Source organism: Embleya sp. NPDC020630, from assembly GCF_044334985.1.
GTDB lineage: Bacteria > Actinomycetota > Actinomycetes > Streptomycetales > Streptomycetaceae > Embleya.
On the sequence record NZ_JBIRUB010000001.1, the window covers coordinates 1,367,457 to 1,381,948 of the forward strand.

The window sequence follows — 14,492 nt, forward strand, 5'->3', positions numbered from 1 at the left end:
GGCTCGCCCCGATGTGCGGGGGAGACTCAGCCCGGCCCGGCGTCGTCCGCGAGCGCCCGCAACGTGTCGTACGCGACCTGGATGAAGGGCCCCCGATCCCCCGTCGCCCGGTTCACCAGTGCGGCGAGCCCGACCCCCGTCTGCGGGCTGAAGCCCACGAACGTGGTGAACCCGCGCGTCGCGCCGCCATGGAAGATCAGATCGTGCCCACGACGCACCCGCAGATTCCACACCAGACACACTCGATCACCGCTGTCGGGGCAGATCAGCCGAGGCCGCCGCACCTCGATCAACGCGCGGGCGAGCGAGGCGGGTTGCACCCCGGACGGATCCAGGTGCGCGGCCAGATACCGGGTCAGGTCCGTGCCGCTGCTGCGCAGCGCGCCCGCCGCGGGCAACCCCGGCATGTCCCACGGCGGCCGGGGTCGACCGCGCAGATACCCCGTCACCTGCGGCCCGTTCGGATCGCACGTGGTCATCGTCAGCCCCAGTGGCACTCCGAGCCGGGCCACCACCAGGTCCGGATAGGGCATGCCTGCGGCACGCGCGAGCGCGTGTCCGAGCAGCGCCACGGCCAGGTTGGAGTACAACACCCGGGTGCCCGGACGCGCGTGCGGCCGGGTCCGGCCGAGCAACGCGAACAGGCGCTGCTCGGTGTAGCCCGCGTACGGGTTCGAGTACCAGGCGGGCAACGCCGTGCGCAGCGTGCCCGGCGGCAGCCGGGGCAATCCGGAGGTGTGCGTGGCCAGATGCAGCAGGGTCACGTCCGAGGCCCAGCGCGGCCGGGCGCCGAGCGGCAGGTAGGTGATCAGCGGATCGTCGAGGCGGGCCTCACCGCGCGCCACCGCGTCGGCCAACAGCAGCGCGGTGAACGTTTTGGTCACCGAGCCCAGTTCGAACCGGGCGTCGGCGTCCACCGCGGGCCCTCGGCACACCACCGACGACTCGCCGGCCCGGACCGTGCCCACGACCAGCGCGCCGGCCGAGGGCACGGTCCGCAACAGCGGTGCCAACAACCGTGCGGACGACTCGCTCACGCGGGAACGGGGGCCGTTGCGGTACCCAGGGAGCGCGCCAGCGTGATGGTGCCGGCGACGATCGCGACCACGGCGGTGTGCTCGTGGTCCTTGAACGCCTGCTTCGGGTCCTCGTCGATCGGATCCGCGTCACGCGGCAGCAGCCCGTCCTCGTGCTGTGCCGCCGCGAGCCGCTCCCAGCCCTGCGCGTCACAGACCGGCTCGGTCAGACACGCGTCGACCGCCAACAACTCGCCGACCAGGTCGAACTGCGACACCTCGGCCCAGATGTCCACCCACACCGGCAACCAGAGCCGCAGATAGTCCTGGATCTCGGCGGGCAACAGTTCCGGATGCGCCCCCCAGTCGGTGACGTGGAACACCGTGTGGGTCATGCAGTACGCGGTCATCCAGTCGATCAGCCACGGCTCGGGAGTCAGCCCCAACCAGGTGTCGGCGGCGAGCGCCGCCCAGTCGAATCGGCGGTTCGATCCGGCGACCCGGCTCGCGTTGGCCACCGCGAGCCGCCGGTTGGGCATCAGTTCGATCCCCTGCACCGAGCGCAGCTCGGCCAGGTGCTCCTGCAGGCGATCCATCGGCTCGTGCCGCAGGCCCGCCCGGGCGAAGTGCGCGTACGTCTCCAGCGGATCGGTGATCAGCGGGTGCCGGAGCTGGCGCTCGTAGAGGAAGTTCCCGCACTGGAACTGCTCCCAGGCGAAGCCGATCAGGTTGCGCGCGGTGGCCAGGTCGCCCGGCCCGGCGACCCCCTCGCGCAACATCAGGGAGGTGGCCAGCGCGGTCTCGCCGAGCGGCTTGTACGCGCCGTCGCGGTCGTTGAAGTCGACGATGGTGTGCGTGGGCAGGGTGCCGAACCCGGCGTTGTCGTGCAGCCAGCGCAACGCCCGCGAGCCGATGGTGTGCGCGGTCTTGAGCACCTCGGCGTTCATGAGCCCTCCAGCCCGGTCACGTGTTGGGCGATACGGGTGTCGAGCACGGTACGGGTGCTGCCGCCGCCGAACAGCCGGACGTGGCGCAGCAGCGGCGCGAGGTCCAGCGGCGGGGCGACGCCGTCGGCGGCCACCCACGCGAGCCAGCGGGCGATCCGGGCGGCGGTGCGGTAGTCGCGGCGCAACATCGCCCGTACCAGCCCCCGGGACAGGGCCTCGGCGCCCTCGCGGGCGGCGGTGTGGATGGGGCCGTCCAGGCCGGGCAGGGCCAGGGAGGACAGCTGGGCCATGCGCACCGACCAGGTCTGCCAGGACGACGCGTCCGCGACCTGGGCGCCGTCGCCGGGGACGGGCACGTCCACGGTCAGGCCGAAGCGGGTCAGGGTGCGGGCGGTCGCCCAGTCGCGCCAGGTGACGATCCACGCGGTGTCGGGCGAGGCGCCCACCGCGTCGGGCGGGAAGACGGCGAACGCCCTGGCGGCGGCCTCGGCTCGATCGGTCGGCACGGGCGTGCCGCGCAGGACGTGGGGGGCGAGCGCGTCCGAGCCCAGGACCCGCAGGCCGGGCAAGTCGGCGTCGGGGTCGCGGGTTTGTGCTGTGTGCAGGTCGTCGGCGGCGAATCCGGCGGGCACGACCGCGCCCCCGGCGTCCATGAGGACGCCGAGGGCCTGGCCTGCCACTCGCTCGACCGCCGCCGTGTAGTCCTCGTGTGGCGAGGTGCCGGCGAAGGGCATGGTGGTGTTCAACTTTCCGTCGGAACCGGTGGTGTCACGGACGATTCGTCCGGGTCACCGCTCCTTCGGGGGCTTCGGGGACAGGAGCAGGCCGGCCAGCAGCAGGCCGACGCCGCCGCCGAAGTCTTCCGGCACGCACAGCGGAGCGTCGCTGATGGTCGTCTCCTGCTCGATCATGAGCGACGCGACGGTACCGGCGTGGACCGGTGTGGACTGACGAACGTGCTGAGTAAGCATCGTGTGCTCCCTCGTGGTGACCACATCGCCGGGCTCGGCGACGCCCCGTGCCTTCGACCATAGGCACTTTTTGTCATGCTTTGCACCATTTCGTGATCGGTGTCGCCTGCGGTTCGTTTCGCGTGCGAGGGCGCGTACAGGGGCGCATGGGGGGCGTGTTCGGCGCCGGGTCGAATCCGGGAAGGGGTGGCGGATCGGGCGGCGAATCGGTGTTCACCAGCGGTTTTCGGGTGATTCAGGGCTCGACGCGGGCCAGGCTGCCTGCCTCCAGGGCGACCCAGATCGCGCCGTCGGGGCCCTGGGTGAGGCCGTGCGGTTCGGCGGCGACGCCGGGCAAGTCGTACTCCGTCAGAGTGCCCTCCCGGGCGAGTCGGCCGACCCGGTTCGCGGCCCATTCGGTGAACCAGCAGTGGCCGGCCGCGTCCAACGCCACCGCGTGCGGGCGAGACTCCCGGTCCGGCAGCGGGAATTGGGTGAACTCGCCGGTCGCCGTGCGGCGACCGATCGCGCCCGCGCCGATCTCGGTGAACCACACCGAGCCGTCGGGGTCGGCCGCGATCCCGACCGGGGCCGCGCCCGGGGTGGCCAGCGGGTACATGGTCACCGCGCCGGTCGTGGTGATCCGGCCGAGCGCGTTGGCGGCGTTGAGGGTGAACCACAGCGCGCCGTCGGCGCCGGTGGTGATCGCCGACGGGAACGCGGCCGGGATCGGCAGGTCGAACGTGGTGACCGCGCCGGTCGTGGTGATCCGGCCGATGCGGTTCGCGGTGGTCTCGGTGAACCACAGCGCGCCGTCGGGGCCGCGGGTGATCCCGTACGGCCCGGAATCGGCGGTGGGCAGGTCGAAGTGGGTCACCGTGCCGGTCGGGGCGATTCGGCCGATGCGGTGGGCCTTGTACTCGGTGAACCACAGCGCGTCGTCGGGGCCCGCGACCAGCACGGTCGGGCCGCAGGTCGGGTCGCCGAGATCGTGGATCGTGGCCTGCCCGTCTGCGGGGTCCAGCCGGCCGACGCGACCGGCGTGCACCAGGGTGAACCACAGGGCGCCGTCCGGGCCGACGGCGATCGAGTACGGGCCGGACTCGCGGTCGGCGACCGGGAGTCCGGTGATCGCGGTGGGGGTGGTCATCCGGGCCTTCTCTCGTGCGGTGCGACGCGGGCGGGTGTTTACGGGTGAGCGGATCTAATGCAACCTTGTTGCATTAGAATGAGTATGACGGGCGGGGTATTGCTAATGCAACCGGGTTGCTTTTGGGGTGTCGGGTGAGTGGTGTGGGTGAGGCGCGGCCCGGGGGGCGCACCGCGCGGACCCGGGACGCGGTGCGGCGGGCGACGCTGGCCGAATTGGCGGACAAGGGCTTCGACGGGTTGACCGTGGAGGCGGTCGCCGTGCGCTCGGGGGTGCACAAGACGACGGTGTACCGGCGCTGGCGCAACGCGGCCGGGCTGGCCGCCGACGCGCTCGACCTCGCGGCGGAGGAGCCGTGGCCGCTGCCCGACACCGGTGTGCTTCGCGACGATCTGCGGGCGATCACCGCGATGGTGGTGTCGGGTTTCGAGGACCCCGGGCGCGGGCCGATCGCACGGGCCCTCGTGGCGGCGGCGGTGCGGGATCCGACCACGGGCGCGGCACTGCACGGCTTTCTCGTCGGTCGACTCGCCCAGGCCGAGGTGGTGGTGCAACGAGCCGTCGAGCGCGGGGAGTTGCCGGCGGGTACCGACGCGGGCGAGGTGGTGCGCACGGCCGTCGGCGCGCTGTACTACCGCCTGTTCATCACCCGCGAACCGGTCGACACCGACCAGGCCCGCCGCGCAGCCGACGCAGCCGAGACAGCGGCCCGCGCCGGCGTCTTCGTCCGAACCACCCCAGTCCCCGAACCCACCGACCGGCCGTGATGTCGCCGCCGACGGCGCGCGCCGAGGCGACGAGGCGAGGTCGATCGGGGTTACAGCTCGAACCAGCCGGTGCGGATGTGCCAGTGGCGGCCGGTGTGTAGGTGGGTGGTGATTGCGCGTTGTAGGGATGTGTCTTGGGGAAGGGATGTGGTGGGTAGGTCGGGGTTGCCGAAGATGAAGCCGATGGGGGCGGTGTCGTCCGATTTTGGTCCGGTTGGGTCTGTGTACAGGTGGAAGCGGCTTTGGAAGCGGATGATGTTGGACTCGGGTGGTAGGTACTCGCGTAACTGCGGGTCGAGGAGCCAGGAACCGCAGACCGCGATCCTGTAACGCTCGCTCGGGTAGTGGCGCGGGAAGAATGCGCGGGCGAGGTTCAAGGACTCGTCGCACGCCTCCGGGGACATCGGGCCGAGGAAATCCGGGATGTGCAGCTCCAGCGCGGGGTCCTCGGGGCCGTGGTCGAGCCCGAACGCCGTGGCGCTCGCCGCTGCCGTCTCGCCCATCGTCGAACGTTGGAACTGGAGCCGGCCGAGCTGGTACAGCTCGCCGCGGAAGTGGTAACCCGGCCAGTGCCGCGCGCTCAATCCGCCCGAGCCGTGCCTGCGCCGATGCAGTGCCATGTGCCGGCCCAGGTCGGCGAGGGTGCGGCGGGACACCTCGGGTGGGATGCCGAGCCCGTGGTGGTGGGCCAGTACGTGCGGGAGCGCGGCGACGTACACGTACACGTGGAACCACCGGGCCCCCGCGCCCGCCGCGGCCGGCAGCGGCGGGAAGGGGCGGCGCCGGGTGGGCGTGCCCATGTCGGCCGCCAGCACCCGGACGGCCCGTTCGAACAGCTCGCGCAGCACCGGGTCGGCGAGCAGCGCGGACCGGGCGGAGAGCAGTTCGCCCACGTCCTCGTGGGGGACGGACAGGTCCAGGAGCACCGCGGCGAGCCGGTCGCCGGCGGGTAGCTCGACCTCGATCCGGCTGTCGGCCTCGGCCTCGGTCAACGCCGCGGCCCAGGCCGCCGCCGGCGCGTCCGCGCGCAGCAGCGCCGCGGTGTCCGGCACCGTCGGGGGCGTGGCCGGTGGTGGTTGCGGATGCGGGCGACCCGGCTCCGCGCCGGCCTCGGCCCGGCGGCCCCGGCGGCGGCCGATCACGCGACGGAGGCGCGCAGGTCGATCGAGTAGAAGTACTTGTCGTAGCGGCGCGCGCCGACCGCGACGAAGTCGTGCAGGCGCCCGTACTCGACGAAGCCGAGCGAGCGGTACAGCCGCAGCGCGCCGACGTTGTCGCCCCGGGCGTCGAGGGTGAGGATCTCGACCGCCGCGGCCCGCGCGTCGTCGAGCAACGCCTCGGTGAGCCGCCGGCCGATGCCGCGACCGTGCGCGGGCAGCGCCACCGCGAGCTTCTCCAGGTCGGCGTTGGGCCGATGGGTCGGCCGGATGTAGCGCCGCCAGTAGCCGAACCCGAGCAGCTCCTCGCCCGCGTACGCGAACCGCAGCGCGGCGTCGCCCGACCGCTGCGCCTCGGCGAGGCCGGTGAGCAGGTCGCCCACCTCGGCGAGGTCCGGCGGATCCACCCAGCCGAGTGCGGCGCCGTCGTTGATCAGCTCGGCCAGGATCGCCCGCAGCGGTTCGGCCGCGGACGCGGCGGCCTCGGCTCCGCGCAGTACGACGGGTCGGGGGTCCGGGGCCGGGTCGGTGCGCGCGGCCTGGTTCGGATTCGGGTTCGGCGTCACGCGGACAAGGCTATTGAGTCGGCGCCGAGTACGGGGAGCGGGCCCGGGCCGGGAATCCGGCAGACTGTGCCCGTGAGTGGAACCGTTTTGGTCCTCGGAGGCCGCAGTGAGATCGGGGTGGCGGTCGCGGAGCGGCTGATCGCCCGCGGCGCGCGCACCGTCGTGCTGGCCGCGCGGCGCAGTCACGACCTCGACGACGAGGAGGCGCGGCTGCTCGAAGCCGGCGCCCGGCGGGTGGATCGGGTCGAGTTCGACGCGGACGATCTGGCCACGCATCGGCCGATGCTGGACGACGTGATCGCCCGGCACGGGGCGCTGGACGTCGTGGTCACCGCGTTCGGCATCCTGGGCGATCAGCGCCGGGCCGAGGTCGACGCGGCGCACGCGGTCGCGGTGGTGCACACCGATTACACCGCGCATGTGAGCGTGCTGACCCATCTCGCCGCCGTGTTGCGCGCGCAGGGGCACGGCCGGCTGGTGGTCTTCTCGTCCGTGGCCGGGGTCCGGGTACGGCGGGCGAACTACGTGTACGGCTCGGCCAAGGCCGGTCTGGACGGCTTCGCGAGTGGTCTGGCCGACGCGCTCGCGGGCAGCGGGGTACGGCTGTTGCTGGTCCGGCCCGGGTTCGTGGTGGGACGGATGACCCGAGGCATGTCGCCGGCGCCGTTGTCCAGCACGCCGGAGCAGGTGGCGGACGCGACGGTGCGGGCGCTGCTGCGGGGCCGGGGCGAGGTGTGGGTGCCGGGCACGCTGCGGCCGGTGTTCGCCGGGATGCGGGTGCTGCCTCGGGCGCTGTGGCGGCGGTTGCCGCGCTGAGCGGGGTCAGAACAGGAGCGAGTCGGTTTCGATCGTGGTCACGAAGTCGTCGAGGGCCTGGAAGATTTCCCACTCCGGGCGGCCCGAGGCGGTCGCGAGCAGCGTGATCAGGTCCTGTTCCAGGGCGGCCACCCGCCTTCCCTTCCAGACCTTGTCGGACAGGCTGACCAGGAGTTCGTCCGGGTCGGTCGGGTTCCAGGCCGCGTGGGTACGGGCGAAGCGGGCTCGGGACGGGCACACCCCCTGGGCGGTGAGCAGGTCGTAGCCGGCCTGCTCGTGACACGAACCCGGACCGGACAACTCCTCCGGGTGCAGGGTCTTCCCGATGTCGTGGGTGGCGGCGCCGAATAGCACCGCGTCGCGGTCGAAGGCCAGTTCCGGGAAGGTCGCCGCGACCCAGTCGCACAGCCGGCACGCGACGTCGTGCACGATGCGCAGATGTTCGACCAGGCGGGGGCAGGGGGTGAGTTGATCCAGCAGGGTGATCACTTCGGCGGGCAGCGGACGGAGCTTGGCGGAGGTCACCCGGACAGGGTAAGAGCCCTGCCACGAGGTCAGGAAGCGGGGCCGTCCTGGGCCAGCGCCGGGCCGTCGCCGAGCACCACGACCGGACGCGCGGCCGGGTCCAGGACGCGCAGCAGCGACACCAGCGCCTCGGGCGGCAGGGTGACGCAGCCGTGGGTGGCACCGCCGTGGTCGATGTGCAGCCAGATGTCGCCGCCGAACTCGTCGCCGCGCGGGCGGACCGGGTCCAGCGGCGAGGTCCCGGGCACCCGGTTGTAGTCGATCGCGATCACGTGGTCGAAGGTGCCGGCCAGGGGTTCGCCGGCGAAGCCGGTGCCGTCGATCGCGAAGTCGTCGGAGCGGTCGTAGGACAGCCGGGTGCCGGGATCGGGGCGCAGGCCGCCGGCGTCGGTCAGGGTGTACACGCCGATCGGCGTGCGCAGGTCGTTCTCGTGGTGGTCGAACGTCCAGCCTTCCCGGCCGTTGTGCGCGGGCCACGCGTCGCGGGGCCGCCAGCCGTCGGACTCGCGGGTCCAGAACGAGGCGGTGCCGGAGTCCGCGTTCCGGTCGTCGCCGACGACCAGCAACAACTGGGTGGTCTCGGGCGGGATGTGCCCCGCCAGGCGGGCGCCGATGGGCGCGGGAAGGGGAACGCCGGGTCGGGCGGGCGCGGGCGGGAGCGTCGTGGCGGAATCCGGGGCGCCGGCGGCCGAGTTCCGGGCCGAGGGCAGGCCGGAGAGGGCCAGTGCGGCCGGGACGGTCAGGAACAGCGAGCGGCGGGGGATGGTCATTCCTCCACGACTACCCCCATCGGGCGAGTCATTCCGGCAGCGCGGGCGGTGTGTTCGCCGGTGCCACTCGCTCGGTGGTGTTCGGGGTCACTCGATGGTGGGCGTGGTGCGGGTGGACGGGGCTCGGGGCGTGGGTGCGGGTGTGGTTGGGTTTCGGTGATCCGGTTGGCCCGGGTGGTGTGGGTGTGCAAGGGGGCGGTATGCGGGTCGGAGTGATCGGGGTCGGGCGGATCGGGGGGTTTCACGCCCGGGCGTTGAGCGAGATCGCGGCGGTCGAGCGGGTTGTCGTCGCGGATGTGGATCGGGGGCGGGCCGAGCAGTTCGCCCGGGCGGCCGGCGTCGCGGCGGTCGGGCTCGACGAGGTGTTCGCGGCGGTGGACGCCGTGGTGGTCGCCGCGCCGACCTCGGCGCACGTCGGGCTGCTGCGGGCGGCGGCGGACGCGAAGTTGCCGATCCTGTGCGAGAAGCCGATCGCGCTCGACCCGATCCTCGCGCGCGAGGCGGTGGCGTATGTGGAGGCGCGCGGGGCCGGCCTTCAGGTGGGTTTCCAGCGCCGATTCGACCCGATGTACGTCGCGGCGCGGGGGGCGGTCGAGGCCGGCGGGCTCGGCACGGTGACCCGGGTGCACGCGGTGAGCGTGGATCGCCGGCCGCCGCCGGCCGCGTTCGTGCCGACCTCGGGCGGCATCTATCGGGACACGCACATCCACGACTTCGACATCGTGCCGTGGGTGACCGGTGTGCCGATCGTCGAGGTGACCGCGATCGGGGCGAACCGGGGCGCGGCGGTGTTCCGGGAGCACGACGACGTCGACGTGTCGGCGGTGCTGTTCCGGCTCGCCGACGGCACGCTCGGCACCGCGCACGCGGGTCGGCGGCACGAGCCGGGCTACGACGTGCGGCTGGAACTGGCCGGCACCGCCGGGACCCATGCCTGCGGCGGCGTCACCGAGGGCGACTTCCTGACCCGATTCGGCGACGCCTACCGTGCGGAGCTGGCCGCGTTCGTGGCGATGGCCGCCGGTCGCATCGCCAACCCCTGTCCGGGCGCCGACGCGCTCGCGGCGCAGGCTGTGGCCGAGGCGTGTGTGGTGTCCCGGCGCGAGGGGCGGACGGTTCGGGTGGGGTAGGCCCCGGCTCGGGCGGGAGCCCCTCGGGCGGGGCCAAGGGTTCCGGGGGCGTGGGTTCAGGGCAGGGTCAGGATCTGCGGGCCGTCCTCGGTGATCGCGATGGTGTGTTCGATGTGCGCGGCGCGGGAGCCGTCAGAGGTGTGGAACGTCCAGCCGTCCCGGGCGGTGTAGCACGCGTCCTTGCCGCCGGCGAGCAACATCGGCTCCAGGGCCAGGGTCAGGCCGGGGCGCAGCGCCATGCCGCGTCCGGGGCGGCCCTCGTTTTGTACGTGCGGGTCCTCGTGCATCGTGCGGCCGATGCCGTGGCCGCCCCAGTCGCGCGGCATGCCGTAGCCGGCCCCGCGGGCGACCGCGCCGATCGCGGCGGAGATGTCGCTCAACCGGCCGCCGGGTACGGCCGCCGCGATGCCCGCTTCGAGTGCGCGCCGGGTGTCGGCGATCAGCGTCAGGTCCTTCGGGCGCGGCGTGCCGACGGTGAAGGTGATCGCGGCGTCGCCGGTCCAACCGCGCAGGGTCGCGCCGCAGTCGATGCTGACCAGGTCGCCGTCGCGCAGCCGGTAGTCGGTCGGGATGCCGTGCACCACGGCGTCGTTGACCGACGCGCAGATCACGCCCGGGAACGGGACGGGCGCGAACGACGGCTGGTAGCCCAGGAACGGGGACGTTGCCCCCGCCTCGCGCAGGATCGTGTGCGCGACCTCGTCCAGTTCCTTCAGCGACACGCCGATGGCGGCGACCTTGCGGGTCGCCTCCAGGGCCTGTCCCACGACTCTCCCGGCCTCGCGCATCGCGGCTATTTCGGCTCGGGTCTTGATTTCGACCATGGGTCCCCTCCTCGACCAATTCTTATACCGGTATTAGTATCACGGTCATGGTGCGAACCCCGCTGACCCCACTGGAACGAGCGCGCGGCCTGCAGCTGGGCGCGCTGCTGCGCGGCGCGCGCGGCGAACGCAGCATCGGCCACGTCGCCGTCGCGGCCGGACTGTCGCCGGAGACGCTGCGCAAGATCGAGACCGGCCGGGCGCCGACCCCGGCGTTCTTCACGATCGCGGCGCTGGCCCTGGAGCTGGGACTGTCGCTGGACGAGGTCGCGGCGGTGTGCGCGATCCCCGATCCGGACGCGCTTTCCGCCTAGGGCTTGAAGACGCGCCCCAGGTTTGCTCAGGGCGCTTGGCGGAGCGGCGTTTCGATGTTTTGTGCGAGCACGTCGATCGTGAAGGCGAACTGTTCGTCGACCGAGTCCACCGGGGCCGTCGCGGCGATGGTCACCGCGCGCGGGTGCACCACGCGCGCATCGCGGCACACAGCTCGCGAACGCCGTCGGCGGCGTAGTACGCCTGGGCGATCAGCGGGAGCCCGGTGGCGAGCAACGTCGCCGCGCCGATGCCCTGGAGGCCGCGGAAGGGGGCGGCACCTGGCAGGCTTGTCGGCGGGCGGCGCCGCGCCGGCGACCGCCGGCGAGTGAATCCGTCGCCGAACAGGAGCCCGATCCGTGTCCGTGGCCGTGGCCGTGTCCGAGTCCGAACCGATGCCGAATGCCGAAACGCTTGCCTGGTTGCGGGAGATCGTCGGCGATCTGCCGGTCGAGCCCATGGGAATCGGGGCCAACCGGCTCTACACGGTGGGCGATCTGGTTCTGCGGGTCTTCCACGACACGGAGCGGCTCGCCCGGGACCCGTGGTACCGGCCCGAGCAGGAGGCCCGCACGCTTCGTCTGCTCGCCGAAACGCCAGTGTCCGCGCCGGAGTTGGTCGCGGCGCGGTTGGCGGGGGCGGAGCCGGCGCTGTTGACCACGCGGGTGCCGGGTACGCCCGAGTCGCCGGCGGACCCGGCCGTGCTGCTGGGCCGGGCGGCCGAGGTGTTGGCGGCGATCCACGCGGTCGATGCGGATGGGGCGGGTTTGGGGGAATACGCCACCTACTACGATCCGGCGGTCGACGGGGCGCGGGCGGTGCCGGCGTGGACCACGCGGCCGCACGTGTGGCAGCGCATGTTCGCTGCGCTCGCTGAGGAAGCGCCGTCGGCCGAGCCGGGGTTCATCCACCGGGACTTCCATGGCGGGCAACTGCTGTGGCTGGGCGAGGAGATCGGCGGGGTGGTGGACTGGACCACGGGCTGTGTCGGTCCGCGTGGGGTGGACCTGGCCCGGATGCGGCTCAACCTGGCGCTCAGCCACGGGGTGGCCGTGGCGGAGGAGTTTCTGCCCGCGTACGCGAAGGCGTCCGGTCGTGCGGCGGAGCACCATCCGTACTGGGACCTGCTCGATGCGGGCGACGCGCTGTTGGATTGGCCGGAGCCGCGCACGGGCGACGAATTGGTCGAATGGCAACGCTTCGAGGCTTGGGTGGGGCGGGCGGTCAGGATGCTGGGACGCACGTGAGCGGCACGGGGCGGGGCGCGGCGGTTTGGCCGGCCCGAGTCGGGTGCGGTTGTTGCCGTGGGCGCGCGGGGGTCCGGCCGGCCGCGATGTGGCCTTGTGCGGGCGGCTTCGCCTCGGTCTCGACGCCGACCATCGCGCGCTGCGGTTGCGCTTTGGCCGAGTCCGGTTGGTGTACCCACCCGCTCCACCCGTTGCCTCAGGCGAACACGCTGGGGTTTGAAGCATCGACGACGCCAATCCGGCCCCGCGACCAAGCACCACCCCACCCCACGCACGCCCCCGTGGCGCGTCAGCGCCCACGACCCGGCCCACTCGCGCGATCGACGCGCGCAGCGCGGAGAGCGGCGGAGCCGCAAAGTTCGGGCTGGGTGGCCCGGAGCGAAGCGGAGGGGCATCCGGCCCCGAGCGAGGGGCCGCTTTTCTGCGGAGGAGCGAAGCGGGGGAGCGGAAAAGTGGTCCCTCGCGAGCCGGCGCGAAGCGCCCAATGAGAGTCGTTGTCGCGACCTGCCCCGCCGGGAGGGGTGTCGGGGTTAGGCGACCGGCTGTTTGGTGGGGTTGGGGGATTGGGTTTCTTGGGGGGCTTCCTGCTTTTGGGGTTGCTTGGTTCGGTTCGGGAGGATCAGGGCGACCAGGATCGTGCCTGCTGCCAGGATGATTCCGCCGATCAGGCTGGTGTGGGCCACCGCCTGGGTGAAGGCGTGGTCGGCGGCTTGGACCAGGGCTTGGGCCTGTTGGGGGCCGGCTACGTGGCCTACCTGTTCGGCTGCGGCGAGCGCTCCGCCGATCGAGTCCTGGGCCACGTTCATGGCTTCCGGGGGCAGCTTGCCGTCTACGGCCTTGGTCAGTTCCGACTCGTACGAGGTGGCCAGTACCGAGCCCAGGATCGCGATGCCGAGGGCGCCGCCGAGTTCCACCGCGGTGTCGTTGACGCCGCCGCCCGCGCCCAGTTCGTTTTCCGGGAACGAGCCCATGATCGCCTCGGTGCAGGGCGACACGCTCAGCCCGATCGCGACGCCGAGCAGAAGCAGCGGGGCGAGGAAGTCGGTGTAGCCGGAGCCGTCCGAGACCCGGGTCATCAGCAGTACCCCGAGGGTGCCGAGGGCCATCCCGCCGGTCACCGTCACCCGCATGCCGAGTCGCGGGGTGAGCTGCCCGGTGGCGATCGCGCCCAGGCAGACCGCGCCGGCCAGCGGCAGCAGTCGGACGCCGGTCTCCAGCGGGCTGTAGCCGAGCACGAACTGGAGGTGCTGGGTGAGGAAGTAGATCGCGCCGAAGGTGCCCAGGAAGAACAGCAGTACGGCGAGCATCGATCCGGAGAAGACCCGCTCGCCGAACTTGCGCAGGTCGAAGATCGGGCGCGGGTGCCGCAGTTCCCAGCCGATGAACGAGCCGAGGCCCAGGACGAAGAGGACCAGCGCGGTCACCGGGCCGGTGCCCCAGCCGAAGTGCGGGCCCTCGATGATCGCGTACACCAGCGAGCCGAGCGTGACGATGGACAGCGCGCCGCCGACCAGGTCGAGCCGGCCGTAGTCGTGCGCCTTCGACGGCGGGACCACGAACAGCGCGGCGACCACGGCGATCAGCGCGACGGGCACGTTGATCAGGAAGGTCGAGCCCCACGCGTGGCGCTCCAGGAGCCAGCCGGCGATCAGCGGGCCGAGTGCGATCGCCAGGCCCGAGGTCGCGGTCCACGCGGTGATCGCCTTGGCCCGCTCGCTGCGCGGGAAGGAGGCGACCAGCAGGGACAGGGTCGCGGGCATGATCACCGCGGCGCCCAGGCCCATCACCGCGCGGGCGATGATCACGCCGCTGGTCGAGTGGACCAGGGAACCGGCGACGGAGCCCGCGGCGAACACCACCAGGCCGGTGATGAGCGCGGCGCGGCGGCTGTACTTGTCGCCGATCGCGCCGAGCACGAGCATCAGCGCCGCGTAAGGGACGGTGTAGGCGTCGATCACCCATTGCAGGTCGCGGCTGGACAGGCCCAGGTCCCGGGTCATGTCGGGGGCCGCCACGATCAGCGAGGTGTTGGCCATGACGATGATCAGCAGGCTCAGGCAGAGCACGCCCAGGGCCCACCAGCGGCGGGTGTACGGCCGGTCCATGCGATCGACCGGCGTGGTGGCGAAGACGGACATCGAACGCCTTTCGGAGCAGGCGGCCGGCGCAGCCGCAGTAATTGCACAACGATGTGCAACTTAGTTGATTGCACACGGCTGTGCAAATATTGTGGAACGAGTCGGGTGAATCGGTCGATTCGCCGCATCGGAGCGGAGTGTCGGTGCCGACAGGGCCGGATCTCTGGCAGGCTCCAG

At 72.5% G+C, this 14,492-nt stretch carries 16 protein-coding genes; 5 read left to right on the plus strand and 11 right to left on the minus strand.

Annotated features, from left to right (window positions below; translation table 11 throughout):
* Positions 1-26 precede the first annotated feature (26 nt).
* The 5 genes from ACH4XV_RS05660 to ACH4XV_RS05680 all read right to left on the minus strand — a co-directional run bounded on the left by ACH4XV_RS05660 (position 27) and on the right by ACH4XV_RS05680 (position 4,063).
* Positions 27-1,037, minus strand: coding sequence for a serine hydrolase domain-containing protein (locus tag ACH4XV_RS05660; RefSeq protein WP_395786947.1), 1,011 nt, complete (start codon positions 1,035-1,037; stop codon positions 27-29).
* Positions 1,034-1,963 carry a DUF6895 family protein gene (locus tag ACH4XV_RS05665; protein ID WP_395786948.1) on the minus strand — a complete coding sequence of 310 codons (930 nt, stop codon included), beginning with the start codon at positions 1,961-1,963 and terminating at the stop codon, positions 1,034-1,036. Before ACH4XV_RS05665 ends, ACH4XV_RS05660 begins: the two co-directional genes overlap by 4 nt.
* Positions 1,960-2,709, minus strand: a complete 750-nt coding sequence (locus tag ACH4XV_RS05670) for a hypothetical protein (RefSeq protein WP_395786949.1) — start codon at positions 2,707-2,709, stop codon at positions 1,960-1,962. The genes ACH4XV_RS05665 and ACH4XV_RS05670 overlap by 4 nt, the downstream gene beginning before the upstream one ends.
* Before the next feature lie 42 nt (positions 2,710-2,751).
* Positions 2,752-2,934 (minus strand): hypothetical protein, encoded by a 183-nt coding sequence (locus ACH4XV_RS05675; RefSeq protein WP_395786950.1) that lies wholly within the window; start codon positions 2,932-2,934, stop codon positions 2,752-2,754.
* Positions 2,935-3,169: 235 nt separating this feature from the next.
* On the minus strand, positions 3,170-4,063 hold the full coding sequence (locus ACH4XV_RS05680) for a virginiamycin B lyase (RefSeq protein WP_395786951.1): 894 nt from the start codon (positions 4,061-4,063) through the stop codon (positions 3,170-3,172).
* Positions 4,064-4,197: 134 nt separating this feature from the next.
* Between ACH4XV_RS05680 and ACH4XV_RS05685 the strand changes: the two genes are divergently transcribed.
* Entirely contained in the window at positions 4,198-4,830 is a 633-nt protein-coding gene (locus ACH4XV_RS05685; RefSeq protein ID WP_395786952.1) for a TetR/AcrR family transcriptional regulator, read from the plus strand.
* A 50-nt stretch (positions 4,831-4,880) separates the two neighbouring features.
* Here the strand turns inward: ACH4XV_RS05685 and ACH4XV_RS05690 are convergent, their stop codons facing one another.
* Both ACH4XV_RS05690 and ACH4XV_RS05695 read right to left on the minus strand, forming a co-directional pair.
* Entirely contained in the window at positions 4,881-5,882 is a 1,002-nt protein-coding gene (locus ACH4XV_RS05690) for an acyltransferase domain-containing protein (RefSeq protein WP_395786953.1), read from the minus strand.
* Between the two features lie 86 nt (positions 5,883-5,968).
* Positions 5,969-6,484: a GNAT family N-acetyltransferase gene (locus ACH4XV_RS05695; protein WP_395787077.1), complete on the minus strand. Its 516-nt coding sequence runs from the start codon at positions 6,482-6,484 to the stop codon at positions 5,969-5,971.
* A 141-nt stretch (positions 6,485-6,625) separates the two neighbouring features.
* Between ACH4XV_RS05695 and ACH4XV_RS05700 the strand changes: the two genes are divergently transcribed.
* Positions 6,626-7,369 (plus strand): SDR family NAD(P)-dependent oxidoreductase, encoded by a 744-nt coding sequence (locus tag ACH4XV_RS05700; protein ID WP_395786954.1) that lies wholly within the window; start codon positions 6,626-6,628, stop codon positions 7,367-7,369.
* 6 nt (positions 7,370-7,375) lie between these two features.
* Here ACH4XV_RS05700 and ACH4XV_RS05705 read toward each other — a convergent pair whose 3' ends face one another.
* Together ACH4XV_RS05705 and ACH4XV_RS05710 are read right to left on the minus strand one after the other, a co-directional pair.
* Positions 7,376-7,894, minus strand: coding sequence for an HD domain-containing protein (locus tag ACH4XV_RS05705; RefSeq protein WP_395786955.1), 519 nt, complete (start codon positions 7,892-7,894; stop codon positions 7,376-7,378).
* 29 nt (positions 7,895-7,923) lie between these two features.
* Complete coding sequence (locus ACH4XV_RS05710) at positions 7,924-8,664, minus strand: L,D-transpeptidase family protein (RefSeq protein WP_395786956.1); 741 nt, start codon at positions 8,662-8,664, stop codon at positions 7,924-7,926.
* Between the two features lie 200 nt (positions 8,665-8,864).
* Between ACH4XV_RS05710 and ACH4XV_RS05715 the strand changes: the two genes are divergently transcribed.
* A complete protein-coding gene (locus ACH4XV_RS05715) occupies positions 8,865-9,794 on the plus strand; it encodes a Gfo/Idh/MocA family oxidoreductase (protein ID WP_395786957.1) in 930 nt (309 codons plus the stop codon).
* A gap of 56 nt (positions 9,795-9,850) precedes the next feature.
* Here ACH4XV_RS05715 and map read toward each other — a convergent pair whose 3' ends face one another.
* A complete protein-coding gene (gene map, locus ACH4XV_RS05720; protein WP_395786958.1) occupies positions 9,851-10,618 on the minus strand; it encodes a type I methionyl aminopeptidase in 768 nt (255 codons plus the stop codon).
* Between the two features lie 47 nt (positions 10,619-10,665).
* Here map and ACH4XV_RS05725 point away from each other — a divergent pair, with 47 nt between their 5' ends.
* Positions 10,666-10,932: a helix-turn-helix domain-containing protein gene (locus ACH4XV_RS05725; protein WP_380000608.1), complete on the plus strand. Its 267-nt coding sequence runs from the start codon at positions 10,666-10,668 to the stop codon at positions 10,930-10,932.
* Positions 10,933-11,289: 357 nt separating this feature from the next.
* Positions 11,290-12,177 (plus strand): phosphotransferase family protein, encoded by an 888-nt coding sequence (locus ACH4XV_RS05730; RefSeq protein ID WP_395786959.1) that lies wholly within the window; start codon positions 11,290-11,292, stop codon positions 12,175-12,177.
* A 530-nt stretch (positions 12,178-12,707) separates the two neighbouring features.
* Here the strand turns inward: ACH4XV_RS05730 and ACH4XV_RS05735 are convergent.
* A complete protein-coding gene (locus tag ACH4XV_RS05735) occupies positions 12,708-14,315 on the minus strand; it encodes an MFS transporter (RefSeq protein ID WP_395786960.1) in 1,608 nt (535 codons plus the stop codon).
* Positions 14,316-14,492: the final 177 nt, after the last annotated feature.